The sequence below is a fragment of the Marinomonas hwangdonensis genome, from assembly GCF_003721245.1.
In the GTDB taxonomy this organism is placed as follows: domain Bacteria; phylum Pseudomonadota; class Gammaproteobacteria; order Pseudomonadales; family Marinomonadaceae; genus Marinomonas; species Marinomonas hwangdonensis.
In genome coordinates this window covers 1-19,103 of record NZ_RIZG01000017.1, presented here as the reverse complement: position 1 = coordinate 19,103, position 19,103 = coordinate 1, and the positions used below count along the sequence as shown (strand labels likewise).

The 19,103-nt window shown below is 44.3% G+C and carries 17 protein-coding genes and 1 pseudogene; 9 read left to right on the top strand and 9 right to left on the bottom strand.

What is annotated here, in order from left to right; translation table 11 throughout:
• Positions 1–299 precede the first annotated feature (299 nt).
• The 5 genes from EBI00_RS15760 to EBI00_RS15740 all read right to left on the bottom strand — a co-directional run bounded on the left by EBI00_RS15760 (position 300) and on the right by EBI00_RS15740 (position 4,875).
• Positions 300–1,010: an ABC transporter ATP-binding protein gene (locus EBI00_RS15760; protein WP_123096890.1), complete on the bottom strand. Its 711-nt coding sequence runs from the start codon at positions 1,008–1,010 to the stop codon at positions 300–302.
• Positions 1,010–1,771 carry an ABC transporter ATP-binding protein gene (locus EBI00_RS15755; protein ID WP_123096889.1) on the bottom strand — a complete coding sequence of 254 codons (762 nt, stop codon included), beginning with the start codon at positions 1,769–1,771 and terminating at the stop codon, positions 1,010–1,012. The genes EBI00_RS15760 and EBI00_RS15755 overlap by 1 nt, the downstream gene beginning before the upstream one ends.
• Positions 1,761–2,729, bottom strand: coding sequence for a branched-chain amino acid ABC transporter permease (locus tag EBI00_RS15750; RefSeq protein ID WP_123096888.1), 969 nt, complete (start codon positions 2,727–2,729; stop codon positions 1,761–1,763). The genes EBI00_RS15755 and EBI00_RS15750 overlap by 11 nt, the downstream gene beginning before the upstream one ends.
• Positions 2,730–2,744: 15 nt before the next feature.
• The gene (locus EBI00_RS15745; protein WP_123096887.1) at positions 2,745–3,608 is read right to left on the bottom strand and encodes a branched-chain amino acid ABC transporter permease; all 864 of its coding nucleotides are present in this window, start codon (positions 3,606–3,608) and stop codon (positions 2,745–2,747) included.
• 91 nt (positions 3,609–3,699) lie between these two features.
• Positions 3,700–4,875 carry an ABC transporter substrate-binding protein gene (locus EBI00_RS15740; RefSeq protein ID WP_123096886.1) on the bottom strand — a complete coding sequence of 392 codons (1,176 nt, stop codon included), beginning with the start codon at positions 4,873–4,875 and terminating at the stop codon, positions 3,700–3,702.
• Between the two features lie 183 nt (positions 4,876–5,058).
• Here EBI00_RS15740 and EBI00_RS15735 point away from each other — a divergent pair, with 183 nt between their 5' ends.
• From EBI00_RS15735 to EBI00_RS15700, 8 genes and pseudogenes are all read left to right on the top strand, one after another.
• A complete protein-coding gene (locus EBI00_RS15735; protein WP_123096885.1) occupies positions 5,059–6,612 on the top strand; it encodes a methyl-accepting chemotaxis protein in 1,554 nt (517 codons plus the stop codon).
• A 238-nt stretch (positions 6,613–6,850) separates the two neighbouring features.
• A complete protein-coding gene (benA, locus tag EBI00_RS15730) occupies positions 6,851–8,233 on the top strand; it encodes a benzoate 1,2-dioxygenase large subunit (RefSeq protein ID WP_123096884.1) in 1,383 nt (460 codons plus the stop codon).
• Positions 8,234–8,243: 10 nt separating this feature from the next.
• A complete protein-coding gene (benB, locus tag EBI00_RS15725; RefSeq protein WP_123096883.1) occupies positions 8,244–8,738 on the top strand; it encodes a benzoate 1,2-dioxygenase small subunit in 495 nt (164 codons plus the stop codon).
• An 82-nt stretch (positions 8,739–8,820) separates the two neighbouring features.
• On the top strand, positions 8,821–9,837 hold the full coding sequence (gene benC / locus EBI00_RS15720; RefSeq protein WP_123096882.1) for a benzoate 1,2-dioxygenase electron transfer component BenC: 1,017 nt from the start codon (positions 8,821–8,823) through the stop codon (positions 9,835–9,837).
• 11 nt (positions 9,838–9,848) lie between these two features.
• Positions 9,849–10,634, top strand: a complete 786-nt coding sequence (locus EBI00_RS15715) for a 1,6-dihydroxycyclohexa-2,4-diene-1-carboxylate dehydrogenase (protein WP_123096881.1) — start codon at positions 9,849–9,851, stop codon at positions 10,632–10,634.
• 71 nt (positions 10,635–10,705) lie between these two features.
• Positions 10,706–11,101, top strand: a complete 396-nt coding sequence (locus EBI00_RS15710) for a RidA family protein (RefSeq protein WP_123096880.1) — start codon at positions 10,706–10,708, stop codon at positions 11,099–11,101.
• Between the two features lie 29 nt (positions 11,102–11,130).
• Positions 11,131–12,309 carry a benzoate/H(+) symporter BenE family transporter gene (locus EBI00_RS15705; protein ID WP_123096879.1) on the top strand — a complete coding sequence of 393 codons (1,179 nt, stop codon included), beginning with the start codon at positions 11,131–11,133 and terminating at the stop codon, positions 12,307–12,309.
• A 116-nt stretch (positions 12,310–12,425) separates the two neighbouring features.
• Positions 12,426–13,581, top strand: a pseudogene (locus EBI00_RS15700) (IS3 family transposase); the annotation flags it as partial.
• 51 nt (positions 13,582–13,632) lie between these two features.
• On the opposite strand, the gene EBI00_RS15695 reads toward EBI00_RS15700, so the two are convergent.
• The 4 genes from EBI00_RS15695 to EBI00_RS15680 all read right to left on the bottom strand — a co-directional run bounded on the left by EBI00_RS15695 (position 13,633) and on the right by EBI00_RS15680 (position 17,861).
• The gene (locus EBI00_RS15695) at positions 13,633–14,925 is read right to left on the bottom strand and encodes a TRAP transporter large permease (protein WP_123096878.1); all 1,293 of its coding nucleotides are present in this window, start codon (positions 14,923–14,925) and stop codon (positions 13,633–13,635) included.
• Positions 14,922–15,440: a TRAP transporter small permease gene (locus tag EBI00_RS15690; protein WP_123096877.1), complete on the bottom strand. Its 519-nt coding sequence runs from the start codon at positions 15,438–15,440 to the stop codon at positions 14,922–14,924. Before EBI00_RS15690 ends, EBI00_RS15695 begins: the two co-directional genes overlap by 4 nt.
• A 68-nt stretch (positions 15,441–15,508) precedes the next feature.
• A complete protein-coding gene (locus EBI00_RS15685) occupies positions 15,509–16,564 on the bottom strand; it encodes a TRAP transporter substrate-binding protein (protein ID WP_123096876.1) in 1,056 nt (351 codons plus the stop codon).
• Between the two features lie 88 nt (positions 16,565–16,652).
• Positions 16,653–17,861: a M20 aminoacylase family protein gene (locus EBI00_RS15680; protein ID WP_206612599.1), complete on the bottom strand. Its 1,209-nt coding sequence runs from the start codon at positions 17,859–17,861 to the stop codon at positions 16,653–16,655.
• 104 nt (positions 17,862–17,965) lie between these two features.
• On the opposite strand from EBI00_RS15680, the gene EBI00_RS15675 reads away from it, so the two are divergent.
• Positions 17,966–18,859 (top strand): LysR substrate-binding domain-containing protein, encoded by an 894-nt coding sequence (locus tag EBI00_RS15675; RefSeq protein WP_123096875.1) that lies wholly within the window; start codon positions 17,966–17,968, stop codon positions 18,857–18,859.
• The last annotated feature ends 244 nt before the right edge of the window (positions 18,860–19,103 follow it).

The window sequence follows — 19,103 nt, the reverse complement described above, 5'->3', positions numbered from 1 at the left end:
CTCATGTTACCGACTTAATCGCATGTTCCTTAGGCTTAACACAGAAGATATATCACCATTTACGTCGTAGATAGCGCAGCCAACCACGCTGGTGTCAGGTAAAAAAACGCCAAAAAAACCAAACATGTTATTTATTCTGATCTGTTCTAAATGCGCATTTAACGCTTCTTGATTCTTCAGTTTTCCTTGATGTCTGCGCAGTTAGCAAATTCTCAAAATGACACTGTGAACAAGTTATCGTAGGTTGACGACAACTTGTTTTACAGCTAATTTTAAGTGCCAACATGGCAGAATAACACTTACACCCCCAAATGACTCTCAACTTGCGCCAAGTTAGACTGCAACTCTTGCGCACTAAGGTCCATTACTACTTGGCCTTTCACCAAAACAACATGGCGATCACACAGACTCTGAAGAACCTGGATATTCTTATCCACAATAATGGTCGAGATGCCCGTTTCTTTAATGATACGAATAACCTCCCAGATTTCTTTTCGAATCAGTGGGGCAAGCCCTTCTGTTGCTTCATCCAAGATAAGCAACTCCGGATTCGTGACCAGCGCTCGACCTATTGCCAACATTTGCTGTTCCCCCCCAGAGAGTTGCGTGCCCAAATTTGAAAGCCGCTCCTTTAGTCTTGGGAAAGTATTCAATACGCGATCAAAGTCCCACGCCTTGATCCCTTGAGTGCTGGCTCGCGCCGCCACCTGCAAATGCTCTTTCACAGTTAAATTATGAAACATGCCACGCCCTTCTGGCACATAAGCAATGTCTCGCTTCATTCTCTGCCAAGTGGCTAAAGAGGTAATGTCTTCACCCTTATAAAAGACGCTACCACTTCGAGGTGTCACCAACCCTAGAATCGACTTTAGCGTCGTGGTTTTACCCATCCCGTTACGCCCCATCAAGCTAAGCGTCTGGCCCGCTTCAAGGGAAAAACTAATGCCGTGTAATACATGACTGTCGCCATACAAGCTGTGAATACTTTTAATGTCCAATAGATTACTCATTAATACACCTCATCGCCTTGACCAAGATACGCTTCTTTTACTCGCGCATCTTCTCTGACTTCATCCACACTGCCGGTTACCAAATGTTGCCCGTCAACCATCACGGTCAACTGATCAGACAATTCGAAAATCGCATCCATGTCATGCTCAACCAAGACAATGCAATATTCTTTTTTTAAGGTATTCAACAGATTAATGATTAACTGCGACTCTTCATGCCCCATACCCGCCATAGGTTCATCAAGCAACAACAACGCTGGGGAGGTCGCCAACACCATGGCTATTTCAAGCTGTCTTTGCTCACCATAACTAATTTGCGAGGCAATATAATCGCGACGATGTGCTAAGCCAACCTTTTCCAGCGCTTTAGTGGCGATGTCATCGAGCATTTTTTGAGAATAACGAGACCGAAAGAAGTTAAAGCTCCCGCCCATTAAACGCTGTACAGCCACACAACAATTTTCTAAACAGGTGGCATTCGTATAGATATTGGTTTTTTGAAAACTGCGCCCAATTCCACGACGAGCAAATTCGAAGGGCTTGATTGAACTGATGGATTCACCACGGTAAATTATTTCGCCACTGGTGGGTTTATAGTGGCCGCACAACATGTTCAATAAGGTACTTTTTCCTGCGCCATTAGGGCCAACGATGCCATGCAACTGTTTATCATGAAACGCCAAAGACAAATTGTCTAACGCCTTTAGCCCGCCCCAATATTTACACAAGCCCTCTGTTTCGAGAATGACATTATTTTCCATCACGCTTCTCCAAAAGATCTTCTAAGAAACCGGCAATACCTTTCTTAAACACCATCACCATCAAAATAATTAAACCACCCATAAACAGCATCCAATGTTCAGTCCAATGCTCAAGCGTATAGTGCAGCCCTTCGTACGTAATTGTGCCCAATATCGCACCGTAGATGCTGCCAATCCCACCCAGGATTAACATCACCAATGCAGTGCCAGACGTTGTCCAAGACAACATAGACGGATTAACAAACCCATATTGCAGAGTAAACAAATACCCAGCGTAGGCGCCCAAAGCAGAAGCAACCACATAACTCATTAATTTATAGACGAAAATATTATAACCAAGAGCCGTAGTACGTCCTGGGTTAACCTGTATGGCGTCAACAACTCGACCGAACTGAGAACGCACCAACACCTTAAAAAACAACAAGGTATTAAATAAAGACAATAAGCAGAGATAATAAAAATGCGTGGGATTGTCTAAATCGAAAAGACTTAAACCAAAAATACTGGTTTCCGGCTTAACGTAAACAAATACGCCGTCCGTACCGCCATAATCAATTGAACCTGAAAAGTAGTAAAACGTCATTTGCGCAAATGCCAGGGTAATCATAATCATATAAATACCACTGGTTCGTAGCACTAATAAGCCAATAACAAGCGCAATGGCCGCCGAAATAGCGCAAATATAAAAAGTATAAACCCAGAAATTCACCGCTTCATATTCCGGTGCTAGTATCACAAAAAGGTAGCCGCCAAGGCCATAGAACATAGCGTGACCCAAGGTGATCAAACCACACTTGCCAACTAAGTAATCTAATGACATAACGAAAATCGACAAAATCATGATGGTCGTCAGTTTATTTACATAGTACTCATTTTGCTCAAGAAACATCGGCATGAGCAATGCCAAGGGAAAAAACACCCACATAAACAGCCGTTCAGCGCGTTTTTTGAATAACATAATCCAAACTCCTGATTAGGATGAAAACAAACCTTGAGGTTTCAATAGAAGGACGAAGGCCATAAATACATAGATCATCATACTAGATAACTCTGGTACCAGTACCGAAGCGAATGTATCAACTAACCCCACCAACAAGGCACCAACAAAAGCGCCTTTGATAGACCCCATTCCACCGATCACCACAACAACAAAGCAGGAAATTAAGATGTGTTCCCCCATACCGGGAACAATGGAACTAATCGGCGCCGCCACGACCCCCGCCACTGCTGCCAACATCACTCCAATCGCAAACACAATGGTATAAAGACGGCTAATATCGACCCCAAGACATTCCACCATTTCTCGGTTTGACTCACCGGCTCGTATCAACATCCCAAGACGCGTTTTATTGATGACGTAATACATGGCAGCCGCGACCACAATACAAAACACCGCCACAAAAATACGATACACGGGGTACTCAATAATACCGGTCAAAGGAATCGATGCCGCTAATGCTTCAGGTACTTCTACGCCCAGCGGATCATTTCCCCAAAGCAAACTTTGCAAGGCATTGAAGACAAAAATCATCCCTATGGTCAGTAATACTTGATCTAAGTGATTACGCCGATACAGCTGCCTAATGAGCGTTCGCTCCACGACAACGCCAATGCATAAGGCAATGACGGCAGAAATAAACGCACTGAGCGCAAAACTGCCAGTATGTTGGACAAAATACCAAGCAAGATATGCCCCAACCATGTACATGGAACCGTGCGCCAGATTCAAAATCCCCATAACACCGAACACTAAAGTCAGGCCCGACGCGATCAAAAACAATACCAGCCCATACTGAATACCATTGATCAACTGCACGATAAAAAGAGTGCTATCCATCATAAAACCTACACTATTTTGAAAAGAAAAAAGCACTTCTAGACTGGAACATCACAGAGCAAGGAAGTGCGAAAAACGGACTAAAGGCGACCTACATTTTGCAACCGCGGGCGGGATCTTCAAGCGCTGACGCGGCCAGCTTGATCACTTGGTTTTCACCATTTTCAACGCGGCGTAAGTAAATATTTTGGATTGGATTGTGAGCTTTAGAGAAAGTAAAAGCACCACGAGGACTGATAACTTCCGTCGTTTCTAGCGCTTTTATTAAGGCACCTTGATCGCTAATGTCCCCTTTTAACGCCTTGACGGCGCTCGCAATCATCAGCCCTGTGTCGTAACCTTGAACCGCGTACAGGTCAGAAGGTTTACCAAAGTTTGTTTGGTAGTCACGACGAAAACGCTGGTTTTCTGGGTTATCAAGAGGGTCCGCATAATGCAAGGTAGTTTGTATACCTTCCGCAGAGACGCCTTGAGCTTCTAAAGTCCCCTCGGTTAAGAAGCCAGCACCCAGTAATGGGATTTTACTTTTTAATCCCATCGCATCGTAGTCTTTGACAAATTTAACAGCGCCACCACCGGCAAAAAACACAAATACTGCATCGGGCTGAATGGTGCCAATTTCAGACAAGTAAGACTGGAATTCTGTTTTAGGGAAAGGCACTAGTATTTTTTTAACAATCTCGCCACCACCACTTTCAAATGACTCTTCAAACGCAGCCAAGCTTTCTTTGCCAAAACCATAGTTCCAGCTCATGGTAATGACTTTTTTGAAACCTTGTTCGAGAGCGATTTTGCCCATAGGATAAGAAGGTTGCCAAGAAGAAAACGATGTACGGAAAATATTGGGCGCACACAAAGGCCCAGTGGCGGCATCGATGCCCGCATTAGGAATGATCATAATGGTATTTTTGTCTTTTAATACCTTGATCATGCCCATTGCGACGCCAGAATGCACAGGCCCCACAATAAAATCAGCACGCTCTTTGTTTAACAATGAGTTGGCTATTTCGGGGGCGCGAGAGGGCTGCGCTTCGGTGTCCATTTCAATGAATTCAATCTGACGACCATACAATTCACCAGCATGCTCTTGCAGTGCCATCTTCAATCCATTGCGGGTCGCATCTCCTAAACCACCATAGACACCGCTAAACGGTAGCATGACACCGACCTTGATAGGATTTGGGTCTGCGGCCATAGCACCAAAACCCAAACCCATTACCGATATTCCTACCAAAACCTTTTTGACGATCTTATTTTTTTTGTTCATTGTAAGCCTCGATATCATTTTTATTATTACTCGATATCAATTAAAGAGAAGACCGAGCCACAACAATAGCCGCAGGGTGCATAACAATGTCCAAAAAGTGCAAGCTTATGCTGTCGACTATTGTGGTTTGCTTCGTGACTGGGCTAAGGTGAAACAACAAAAAGCCCACTACTGGAAATATTTATGCCTAAGATCAACTCCATTATTTCAGTACTTTGCGTTGCGACTTGCGTAGGCGCAGGCACTGCCCTTTTATTGAGCAACGTCTCTGTATTGTTCCTTCAAATCGCCTTCGGTTTTTCCGTTTCAACGCTCTGTTTGGCCATTTATACTCTAATTGCGGGCAATCAAACCTCGCGTAAACACATTAACAGAGACATTGAGAAAACTATTACCGCCTTATCTAATGGTGATTTCACCAAGACTATTGATACCCGTAAAAGTGCCAACAACCGTATCAATACGACAATTAACGCCTTTTCTCAAAATCTGAAAAACACCCTAGCATCTCTTTCTGCAGGTACAGTCAATGTGTCTGTATCCGCTCAACTACTGCAAAAAAATTCCACAAATTTAGTAATCAATATTGATACTGTTGGTGATCAACTCAGTACCTCTGCCGCCGCCAGTGAGGAACTATCGACCATCGCTTTAGATGTCGCAGAAAACTGCTACCTTGCCACGAAAAACGCTGCGCAAGCCATGAATGTTGCAGAACAAGGTCAAACCACGATCCAACAAAACCTTATGTCTATAAACAAAATCTCTGACTATATTCATCTCTGTGCGGTAACCATGAACCAACTTCGCCAGCGCAATAATGAGATTAATAAAATCGTTGAATTAATCAAAGGCATTGCCTCACAAACGAATTTATTGGCGCTCAATGCCGCCATCGAAGCCGCTAGAGCAGGCGAGCATGGACGTGGTTTTGCTGTTGTCTCCGATGAAGTACGTAAACTAGCAACTCAAACAGCCAAGGCAACCGAACAAATAAGCGAAACCGTGGAAGCCATGCAAGCTGAATTGCAAAAAGCCTTAGTCGACATGGTGGCAAGTGAACAAGCCGCCAATCAAGCGAAGCAGGAAGCCAACCTTTCTAAGCAGGCACTACAAGATATAGTCGAACAAATAAAACATGTGGCACAGGAACTACAAACGATAAATCACACCACCAGAGAACAAAAAAATACTGCGCTAGGACTGTCTGAAACCTTGCAGCAGGTTGTTTTAGCCATGGAAGAAAACCGTAAAGATGTTCATTCAAACCTCAATGCTGTAACACAACTGTCCGTTTTCTCTAAGCTCGCAAAGGCAACAATTGGGCAATTCCGCCTTTTTAGTCCAGACGATGCCAAGCAGCTACTCATAAAAGCGCTAGAGCACATCAAGGAAAAGGGTGAGGTAACATCTTTCTCAGACTTTTCAGACCCCAATGGGGACTTCATACAGGGTGAGCTATTCATCGTCTCGATAACCTTCAACGGTGAGGTATTAGTATACGGCGCTAATCCTGAAATGGTGGGCAAAAATCTTTATCACACCAAAGATGCCGATGGCCGCTTGATGGTGCAAGAGATGATTAGCCTAGCAAAAACAAAAGGCATTAATAGCTACCAGTTTCGTTTTAATAACCCACAAACCGATCAAGTGGCTGATAAGCTGCTTTATATTACCAAGTTGGAAGGCGATACCTTTATCGGCTGCGGGGTTTATTTGAACCACGCCACAGGTTAAACCAACGTTAAGGCGGTTTTTCTCCAGATCATACCCGCTCACAAGCCACAATAACGGCGGTTAGTCAGCTTAATGAACGCTTTTATGCCATGCTTTTTTTGACACACTTTGCCTATAACTTTGTCAAAAAATGATATTTTAGCGCTTTTTTGCAGAGATCGGATAAAGAAAAACACTAGCTGGATAGTGACCAACACCATCAAAGCCTAACCTGTTTAAAAATCAGGAGGGCATTACAATGCATAACGAACTCATTAAAAAAATAAAAAGTATGATGGAAGTCGATACGGACAAAGGTCTTTATCGTGCTCGTCGTGACATGTTTACCGATCCAGAGTTATTTGATCTTGAGGTAAAACATATTTTTGAAGGCAACTGGATTTACCTCGCACACGAGAGCCAAATCCCCAACAAAAATGATTTTTTTACTGGCTATATTGGTCGCCAACCCATTTTTATCGCGCGCAACAAAGAAGATGAGCTTAACTGCTTTATCAATGCTTGTAGCCACCGAGGCGCCATGCTGTGCCGCACAAAAAAGGGCAACAAGTCAGTGATGACATGCCCATTCCATGGCTGGAGTTTTAATAACTCAGGTAAATTAATCAAAGTAAAAGATGTGACTGATGCTGGCTACCCAGACTCTTTCAATTGTGACGGTTCACACAACCTTAAAAAAGTAGCTCGCTTTGAGTCTTACCGTGGTTTCTTGTTTGGCAGCATTAATCCGGACGTCAAACCACTCACAGAACATCTTGGTGAAGCCGCTAAAATCATCGATATGATTGTTGATCAATCGCCACAAGGCCTAGAAGTGCTAAGAGGTTCATCTACTTATACTTACGACGGCAACTGGAAAGTACAAGCTGAAAATGGCGCCGATGGTTATCACGTTTCTTCCGTACATTGGAATTATGTTGCGACAACCGCACGTCGAAAATTAGACGACGCAGTAGATGATACCAAAGCGATGGATGCTAGTACTTGGAACAAACAACAAGGGGGCTTTTATGCGTTTGAGCACGGACATATCCTGCTATGGATGCGTTGGCCCAATCCTGAGGATCGCCCTTTAGCCGAGCGTCGTGCAGAACTAGAAAAAGATTTCGGTGCAGACCGTGCAGACTGGATGATATCTAATCTACGTAACTTATGCTTGTACCCGAATGTCTTTTTGATGGATCAGTTCAGCTCACAGATCCGTACTTTCCGCCCTATTTCAGTTAATCAAACGGAAGTGACTATTTATTGTATTGCGCCTAAGGGTGAAAGCGACACTGCACGTGCTCAACGCATTCGTCAATACGAAGATTTTTTCAACGCTTCCGGCATGGCTACACCAGACGATTTGGAAGAATTCCGCTCTTGCCAAGAAGGCTTCTTGGGCAGTGAGTTGCCTTGGAATGACTTGTCTCGTGGTGCTAAACATTGGGTTCAAGGCCCAGATGAAGCTGCTCAGAAAATCGACTTGAAACCCTTATTAAGCGGCAAAAAATCTGAAGATGAAGGCTTGTTTAAAGTTCAGCATCAATACTGGGTCGATGCGATGACGGATGCCTTACAAAAAGATCAAGATCAAGAACAACAAAATCAAAAACCAACTGACCAAGCGCAGCAGTGAGGAGTACGTTATGACAATTCAATACGAAGAAATACGCGATTTCCTTTACGCCGAAGCGCGCAGCCTGGATGACAAAGAATGGGACAAGTGGCTGACTTTCTACCACCCTGATGTTGATTTTTGGATGCCCAGCTGGGACGACGATGGTGAGCTGATTTCAGACCCTCAAAAAGAAGTGTCTCTCATGTATTACGCCCATAAAGGCGGATTAGAGGATCGTGTCTTCCGCATTAAAACCGAACGCTCTAGTGCCTCTAGTTTACCTGAAGCCAGAACGAGCCACATAATTGGCAACATTGAGGTGATTCAGAACACAGCACAAAGCGCCGACGTTCGTTATAATTGGAGCACTAACAGCTACCGCTACAAAACCGTCGACACGTATTTTGGCACAACCTTCATTACCCTCGTCAGAAATGCAGAGGGGCAGATGCTGATTAAACGTAAAAAAATCATTTTGGTGAATGACTATATTCATCACGTCATTGATATTTATCACGTTTAATAAACAATACTTTGCTGATGCCATGTATCTGCCCATGACCTAATAAAAAGTAGCCTCTTCAAAGGGGCTCAAGGTGGTTTCCATGTATAAAATTGCACTAAATTTTGAAGACGGGGTCACTCGTTTTGTTCATACCCTTCCTGGTGAAACCGTTGCTGATGCAGCGTATCGTTCAGGTTTGAATATTCCTATGGATTGTCGCGATGGGGCTTGTGGTACGTGCAAATGCAAGTCGGAGTCAGGACAATTTGAAATGACCGACTACATTGAAGATGCATTATCCGACGATGAAGTGCGTGCTGGCATGGTATTGACCTGCTGCATGCGCTTGGAATCCGACTGCGCTATTTCTGTTCCGGCCTCATCCGAAGTGTGTGTACGTAGCAAGCAAGAAGACATTCATGGGCAGATTTTTGCCTTAAATCGTCTTTCTGATTCAACCCTTAGTTTTAGCGTGGCAGGAGATCAAGTCAAAGCGATGCATTTTCTGCCGGGTCAATACGTTAATGTACATGTGCCCGGAACGGATCAAAAGCGCGCTTACTCTTTTAGTTCATTAGTTCAAGCAAGTAATGGTTCTGCGTCTTTTTTAATTCGTATCGTCCCTAACGGTCTAATGAGCACCTTTATGACGGAATCTGCGAAAATAGGCGATGAAATCAAACTAAGTGGTCCATTTGGTAGCTTTTATTTGCGTGATATCAAACGGCCTATTTTGATGCTCGCAGGGGGAACTGGGTTAGCGCCTTTTCTCGCTATGCTTGAAAGCATTAAGGCCACAGGTACAAGCCACCCTGTGCACCTTATCTATGGCGTCACTTATGATTCTGACTTAGTCGAAATGGAAAAATTAGAAGCCTTTGCTTCTAGCATCGACAATGTCACAGTCAGTGCTTGCGTGGCATCAGAAAAAAGTGCATGGCCACAAAAGGGCTACGTCACCAACCACATTGATGCCTCTCACCTAAACAATGGGGATGTAGACATATATTTGTGTGGGCCTCCTCCTATGGTCGAAGCGGTAAGTCACTTTATGAAAGAAAATAATATCGTGCCTGCAAACTTTTACTATGAAAAGTTTGCAGCAAGCAGCCATTGAGGAAAACCAGTATGAGAGCATTACGTTTTGAGAATAAAGTAGCGGTCATTACCGGCTCAGCACAAAGTATTGGCCGCCAAGTTGCTTTGCAAATGGCAGAAGAGAAAGCCACGCTCGTTTTACTGGATCGTTCAGAGCTCGTCTACGATGTCGCTGAAGAAGCAAGAACAGCAGGGGCAACAGACGTTTTGGTCATTATTGCTGATCTAGAAAAGTTCACCGAATGCCATCAAGCCATGCAAACCGCGGCAAAGCATTTTGGTCGCATAGACATTTTGATCAACAATGTTGGGGGCACCATCTGGGCTAAGCCTTATGAACACTACGAAGAAGCGGAGATCGAAGCCGAAATTCGACGCTCGCTCTTCCCCACACTGTGGTGCTGTCATGCGGTGCTCGATATCATGCAAGCGCAACAATCAGGCAATATTGTCAACGTCTCCTCGATTGCCACTCGCAGCCTTAACCGTGTCCCCTATTCAGCGGCAAAAGGCGGCGTCAATGCGATGACTGCTTCCTTAGCGTTTGAAAATGCTCGCCACGGCATTCGAGTCAATGCCGTGGCGCCAGGAGGAACGGACGTGGGTGAACGCAAGATCCCCCGCAACCAAGCAACCATGACAGAGCAAGAAAAAATCTGGTATCAAGAAATCGTCGATCAAACCGTCGAATCCAGCCTAATGAAACGCTACAGTTCAACTCAAGAGCAAGCCAATGCCATCCTGTTCTTTGCTAGTGACGAATCCTCCTATATCACTGGCTCCACTCTTCCCGTTGGTGGTGGCGACCTAGGTTAAGGTTAGTCCATCACAGCCAGCCATTTAGTTAATGGCTGGTCTTTTTATTTTTTCACCCTTAGGTAGTTAATATGATACAGCGCAGCGCTATTGTTCCGCACGGCATGGAATTTATTCGTGACGACATCGGCTATGCTCCTGGCGTACTGAGCGGTAACACGCTCTATATCGCAGGGCAAATAGGCCGCAACGCAAAACGACAACTAGTAGAAGAGAAACGCCAGCAATTTATTCAATGCTTTGAAAACATGAAAGCCGTCCTACATACCGCCAAGATGGACTTTGCCGATGTTGTCGAAATTACCAGCTATCATACTGACATGCGAGATTTACCGCTGTATATGGAAGTTCGAAACCTGTATTTTGCCGGATGTTTACCTGCTTGGACAGCCATAGGAGCGGCGTCTTTATGTGGCACTGCCGGCTACTTTTTGGAAGTAAAAGCCATTGCTGTAAAATCCTCTTAATTTCACCATTGCCATGCACGGGCCTCATTATGATTAAAGATATTCACCTATCCACGATTATTGCAGGCTTAATTGCCGTACTTGTATCTTACTCTGGCCCTTTGGCAATTTTTTTCCAAGCCGCCCGCAGCGCCGATATTGATCCTCAAATGATGACATCATGGGTCTTTGCTATTTCTATTGGCGCGGGCATCAGCGGTATTGTGCTTAGTATTGTGTATCGTACCCCCATTATCACAGCGTGGTCGGCTCCAGGGACCGCGTTATTGGTAACGTTATTCCCTCAGTTGAGTTTAAACGAAGCGGTAGCGGCCTATATCACAGCGGCTATTATTATTTTTTTTATCGGCATAAGCGGTTTGTTTGACAAAATTGTCAACATTATTCCAGCCAGTGTCGCGGCGGCCATGATGGCGGGCATTTTGTTTAATTTTGGTCTTTCCGCCTTCGAAGCATTAACCAGCACCCCTCTCTTAACTATTGCCATGCTGGTTGGCTACGTCATTTTTAAGACAATAACCAATCGCTATTCTTTAATGCTAATGGTGGTCTTAGGCGGCACGCTTTCGGTGCTTTTTTTAGACTCTGATTTTACCCATTTTTCTTTGCAAATCGCTTCTCCTACTTGGATAACACCTCAATGGACTTGGTCATCCACTTTGAGTTTAGCGCTACCCTTAGTGATTGTCAGTTTAACTGGACAATTCTTACCTGGATTTACAATATTAAAAACATTCGGCTATCAGATAGCTACCCGCCCGATTATTAGCTTTCTCGGCTTAGTATCTATTCCAATCGCTTTTTTTGGCGGCATAACTACGGTGATAGCGGCCATTACTGCGCCAATTTGTGCCAGCTCAGACGCTCATCCCGATGAGAATAAACGCTATATTGCCGGTATTTTTAATGGTGTATTCTATCTGCTTGGCGGTATTTTCGCCGGTAGTATTGTACTGTTTTTCACTACGTTTCCGGCTCAAATAATTGCCATCATCGCAGGCTTAGCGCTTTTAGGGGCGATATTTAATAGCCTGAGCCTCGCCTTGAAAGACACTGCCAATATTGATGCAGCGACCATTACCTTTATGACCACCGCATCAGGCATCGAAATACTTGGTATCGGTTCTGCTTTTTGGGGTGTTATCCTAGGGACGTGGATCTATGCCTTGCTCACACTATTAAGGCGCATGAAAAAAACAACAAAGTAATTGATGACAAAACAAATCCGAAGGCTCCCTCCTAAAATCATCGCTATTTAATGATTTAATCCCACTTTTGTAGATATCTCATAGCTATATAATAATAGGTAAAAATGAAGTGAGTTATGTGTTGGAAACGTTACACTGATGAGTTAAAAATTGAAACCGTTAAGCAAGTTACTGAGTTGGACGATATAATTGCATAAGCGGCTGAACGACTTGGCGTTAGCTACAAAAGCATGCATGATTGGATTGACCGATACAGCAAACGTGAAACGAGTCAAAAATCTGAATAATTGGCTTTATCAGATATCCAACGTCTGAAAGCTGAACTTAAAAGGGCGACTGAAAAGAGGGCCATCTTAAAGGAAGCCTACGTGTACTTTGCCGAGGGTTCTAAGAAAAGTACACCTTCATAACACCACGGATCAATGACTATTCTACTGCTATATTGTGTCGAACGCTGCAAGTTCATAGGAACGGATTTTTAGAGTTAGCTAAATGTCCAAAAAGTTCACAAAAACAAGAAGATGACCAACTCGCCATCGCGATTAAAACGCATTGGATTGAAAGTGGTTGTGTTTATGGCTACCGCAATATCAACAAAGACCGATAGGGAAAAAAAGGCAAGCCTTGTGGTAAAAGTCGAGTGTTAAGGCTGATGCGCCGCGAATGCCTAAAAGCACTAATAGGCTATAAACGATGCCCTTTTTTTATCATGGTTCAGAACGTAATGAAGCCCCCAATACACTGAATACACTCAATCAAGCATTTATTGTCCCAGCACCAGATCAAGCATGGGTGACTGATTTTAAGTACATCGGGACAAAAGAAGGCCGGCTTTATGTGACCGTCGTTGTTGATCTATTTTCTAGATTGGTAGAAAGATGATCATCGAGCTGAAGGGCGACAGTGGAGTCAGTTATTGATGCTTTACTTAGGGCAATTTGGTGACGACGCCCTACAAAAAGAGTTTCGGCACACTCAGATGAAGGCGCTCAATATACCTCGAAAGATTTGCAAACCTTCTTAAAAGATAACAATCTGGAAGCGAGTATGAGTCGTCATGGTAACTGCTATGATACTGCTGTTGCGGAACGCTTGTTCTCATTGCTAGAAAAAAAAGAATAAGTAATCGAGACTACAAAACAAGAAGTGATGCTCGTTCAGAGATTTATTGATTATATTGAATGCTTTTATAATCCAAAGCGAAACCATTGATCAAATGATGAAATATCGCCACTACAAAATGAGAGGCGATATTTTATTGTGCTAGAAACTGCGTGGAACTCAATCCTTACTACTTATATATACTTTTGTCTGACGCAACTCCTACTTCATGAAGTTCACTAAAAACAGCGTCAGTATAGGGAAGAGCACCAGCAACAATAGGCGCAATACATCGACCGCAATAAAGGGGATCAAACCTTTAAAAATGTCTTTTATGGCGACTTCTGGCAAGGCGGCTTTCAGTACAAACACATTCATTCCTATTGGCGGCGTGATCAACGCGATTTCGGTGACCACCACTACCACAATCCCGAACCATACTAGATCAAACCCATTTGCAACCACAATCGGAATAAACAGCGGCACACAAATCAAGATAATTGCCAGCGAATCCATTACGCAACCCAATATAAGAAACACGAATAGGATGGCAAAAATAAGCTGATAAGGACTTAAATCCGCTTGCGCAACCATCTCCAATAGAGACTCACCCAGTCCTGAAAAAGAAATCAGCTTGGCGAACAACATGGCGCCAAAAAGCACACAATAGAGCATCACGGAGGTGAAGGCAGAATCAAGAAAGATGGCTTTAAAGTCTGCTTTGCTAATGCGCTTTTGAAACATAGAAACTAGTATTGCAAAGCCAGCGCCCATTCCTGCAGCTTCCGTTGCCGTAAAAATTTTGGCGTAAATACCGCCAATAATCAGCACAAAAAGCAAGCAAAATGGCCACACACCTTTCAGCGCATAACGCTTTTCCGCTCCAGTTGATTTTTCGCCTCGTGGCGCTTCTGCAGGACGAAATATGGCGATCACATAAATAGCTAACATATAAAACGTTAAGCCCAATAACCCAGGAATGACCCCCGCAACAAAGAGTTGACCAATATTGGTCTGGGTTAAAATGCCATAAATCATCAAGATAATAGAAGGCGGAATTAATATGCCTAGTGTTCCACCTGCAGCAATCGATGCTGATGCCAGAGAATTGGAGTAGCCATACTTTTTCATACTAGGATAAGCGACCTTTGACATAGTCGCAGCAGTGGCAAGACTGGAACCACACACGGCACTAAAGCCCGCACACGTCACCATGGTCGACAAGGCAAGACCGCCTCTGACATGACCAAGATAGGCATTGGCTGCACGGAATAAGTCAGATGAAATACCCGTTCTAGACAGAACATTACCCATTAGAATAAAAAGCGGTACGACGGCCAACTCATAAGAAAATACCGCTTCAGTAATCGTCATTGACACCATTGAAATTGATGATTCAGCCCCCAGCAGCACACCTAAACCAATAATGGACACACCTAATAAAGCAAAGGCCAAAGGGACACGTAAAAAAGCCAATGCCAAAACGGCAATTAGCGCGATTAAGCCCGTCATCATAAACCACTCTCCCCAGACAACGGACCCTTGTTCAAAGCCGAATCGCTGTTGTTCATATTATTGTTAGACTCTGGTAATAAAGCCGCTACTCCACTAATAAATCCACTAATGCTCATCACTGTGTATAAATAGTAGCGTGGAATCAGTAACTCCTGGCTAACCTCTTGAATAAGAACGGCCTCCTTGGCGGCTATCGCAAATTGATAACCAATAAGAAACAAGATGACCGCCACCATAAGGCTAATACAAGCACGCCACCAAGCCATTTTCGGCTGCATAATAAAACGATCAAACAAATCGACCGCCAAATGCCCTCGAACCGAGGTGAGTAAAGGTAGACCACAAAAAACAATTAACGCCATCAAGTGTTCAGTCAAATCATGAGCACCATAAATAGGCGTATTAAATAGACGGCGCCCCAACACATCACCAAAGGTCAGTATGACCATGGCGCTCAGTGACAGAATCAGCAAAAACCGAATAGTGCTCTGAAAACTATGAATAATAAACTTCACAATACGTTCTCCTTGCTATAAAAGAACGGTCTAGCCTTCTGCTCTCGCCGCTCTTTTATAGCTGACTATTATTTAGAAAGGTCGGTGTAACGCTGACGATAATAGTCGAGCATCTCAAGTGGTTGCTCGATGCCATAACTATCATGCTCGGCTGCCCAGTCTTGTATCATCTGCTGACGCACTGAACCAATTTTCGACATTAACTCTTCGGTAGGCTGGCTAAATTGATGTCCTTCCTCACGCAATTGGGCATAAGCTTGATCAATTTCTCGCTGAAAAGTTTGTCCCCATAGGCGGGAAAAAACTGTACCCGAAACAGACATCACCGTAGCCTGATCGGCGGCGGACAATCTTTTCCATTTACCTTCGTTCATTACAAGAAAAAACGTGCCGTCATAAAAGCCACCGGGGATTAATGTATGGTGTGATAGTTGATCGGTTAAACGAAAGTTCACTACCGATTCCAACGTATGCAAAGAACCGTCTAGCACTTGTCCTGCTAACAGTTCAAAAGCCTTTGTTGCTGGCGCTGCAATGGGGACCGCACCCAACTCTTCTATTAATCGTTTTTGAATGGGTCCGCCCATACGAATTTTTTGATTGGCAATATCTTCAGACGATACGATGGCTTTACTACCGTGATTAATAACGCCTGGCCCCAACGATCCCACCCCTAACATTTTCACGCCAGCATAAGTCGGATTGCCGGCTAAGTATGTTTCATATGTATCCCATAGTGCGACAGAAGAGGCTTCAACATCTTCTCCATTAAATGGCATTTCGGCAAACCAGATAGATTTAAAACGATCGGGCTCATAGGTAAAATTGCCCCAAGTAATATCCACAATGCCTTTACGGGCTAATTCCCAGTGCTGTGCGGGCGTGCCAACAGGTTTCGGAAGCATACGAATTTTGACACGCCCCTCGGTAGCCGTTTGTACTTGTTCAGCCCACACATTCAGAATATCCGTGGTAACGAAATGAGTCGGCGGCACCCAGTTAGAAAGGGTAAAAGTGGTCGCTTGAGCCTGAAAGCTAAGGCTCGTTACCAATACCGCCACACCTAATGATGCTTTGGTTTTTATGGATTTATTAAAGATTGATTTGCTAGAAACTAGAGTCATACCGGTCACCTTTTGTTGTTATTATCATACTATTATTTTGTTATTTTTAGCGTTCGTTTTTAGTCATCGTACTCAGTGTCAAATAACGCTAGCGCGTTCGAAACGCCTCCGTAATGAGTTGCACCCATAACTGTGCGCCTTGCATCAATATTTCGTCGTTAAAATCATAGTGAGGGTTATGAACACTGCATGGACCAGCAAGTGGCTGGCCTTTGGTATAGCCATTGTCGCCATTACCAATCAATACGTAACAGCCAGGCACGACCTGTAACATATAGGCAAAATCCTCACTGCCCGTCAAAGGCCGCCCTTGATCATCGACGCCATCTTGGCCAAATACTGATTTAGCGGCAGACGCTATACGTTGCACGGCTGAGAGATGATTAATCAGCACAGGGTAGCCTTCTTCAATCAGCACTTCAGCCTCGCATTCATAGGCACTTACAGTCTGTTCACATAGGGTTTTAATACGCTCATGAAGTCTCTTGCGAGCATGTGGCTGCAAGGCTCGCACACTCAGTTCAAGTTGAGATGTTTCTGGAATGATATTGTATGTCGTCCCCGCTTGTAGTCTTCCGATACTAACTACACCGGTGTCTAGCGGATCAAGATTACGAGCCACAATCGCCTGAAGCCCCATTACAATCGCCGCTAAGGGAGGCGTTGGATCAATGGCAAGCTGAGGCAAGCCACCATGGCCGCCTTTGCCTTTGATTTGAATGCTAACTTTATCTGATGAGCACATAAACGGGCCCGGACGAAAGACACATTGCCCCACCGGAATGCCGGGAAAATTATGTAACGCATAGATTTCATCACAAGGAAAAAGCGTAAACAATCCCTCGTCCAACATTCGCTGAGCACCACCACCACCGCCGACTTCCTCAGCCGGTTGGAAGATCATGATGAGCGCGCCATTTAAAGAACAATTCTCTTGCTCTCTTAGGCCCGCTAACGCCTTAGCCGCGCCTAACAGCATAGCAGTATGGCCATCATGACCACAGGCGTGCATCTTACCGCTATGCTGACTTTGCCATGGCAAACCGGTTTGTTCTTGCAATAGTAGGGCGTCCATATCGGCTCGCAAACCAATGCTAGGCCCCTTCCCATCACCAAACACCATTTTACCAACGACACCCGTAACGGCTAATCCTGTCGTCACTTCGTAACCCCACTGGCGTAAATTTTCCGCCACCAGCTGACTGGTAGCGTGCTCTTCAAACCCTAGCTCTGGCTGTTGATGAATCTGATGCCGCCAAGCTTGCATCATGTCTTTATCGAGTAATTGACTGGTCATATTATTATTCTCTGTACCAACGATATAGTTGAGTATAGGACTTTCACTTAGTGATAAAAGACATTAATATCGCTATGGTGAACACATTTTGAGGTCACCTAATAATGAAGCATCAACAGATTAAAGGTTTGGTTCAAATCGCCGATAACGGCTCTATTCGAGCGGCAGCGCGCAATATGGGCATTAGCCAAAGCGCGCTAACCCGTACCATGCGAGAACTAGAAATCGACTTAGGCGCAGAGTTATTTCAACGAAGTTATCGAGGTGTTAGCTTCACGCTCGCTGGGGAAGCTCTATTAAGGCGATCACGCTTAGTTTTAGAAACGCTTGAGTCTGCGCGCGATGAAATCAAACAGATTGCTGGCGGACGTGGCGGACGAGTGCGGGTAGGATTAACACCGGTGACCATGGTGACTTTTTTTCCGTCTATTTATCGGCAGTTTACCCAAGTATTACCCGACGCTAGTTTAAGTTTAAAAGAAGGTTTATTGACCGGCATTATTCCTGACTTGTTAGAAGGCAGACTGGATTTTGGGGTCGCTATTGCCTCCTCCACTCAGCTGCCCTCCGAATTAAGTTTCACGCCTATGGTTGCTATTCGCTCCTGCGTGGCGGGAAGAGAAGCTCACCCAATGGCGCATTCACATGACTGGCCAACATTACTACAGCAACGTTGGGTGCTTAATTTAAGCCAAGGCAGTAGCTCAAACCTTTTCCTGACTTGGCTGACACAACAAAATCTGCCTCGCCCAGCACAAATAGTGGAGTGTTCATCCCCCTTTTTAATGCTAGAAATGATGAGACGCACGGATTTAATCGGTTATGGTCCAGCACGTTTATTTGATGATCCTCTCTGCGGGAACGCCGTACAAACGTTTGATATATCGCCACAACCGGGTGATGTCACCGTCGGGATTATTCGACTTCGTGGAACACCTTTAACTCCAACAGCACAAGTGTTGGAGACATTATTCAGGCGTGAACTAGCCCACCTTTAGAGTGATTCTTTATTAGTAATTTTCTCGTTTTTTATACACTTCGATAATATGAATCCGCAAAGATTTACGTTTCGTCGTCATATAGCAAATTTTCTATTTATTTGGGGTCATGTACATTGGCCGCAGTTGTAAATAGGATGTGTGTAAGCTCTGTTCTAGCGTCAACGTCTATGTAACTTTTCAACCCAAAATGATCAATAATACTCATTGAGATCAACTGACCTAGGGAACATGCGATTAAGTA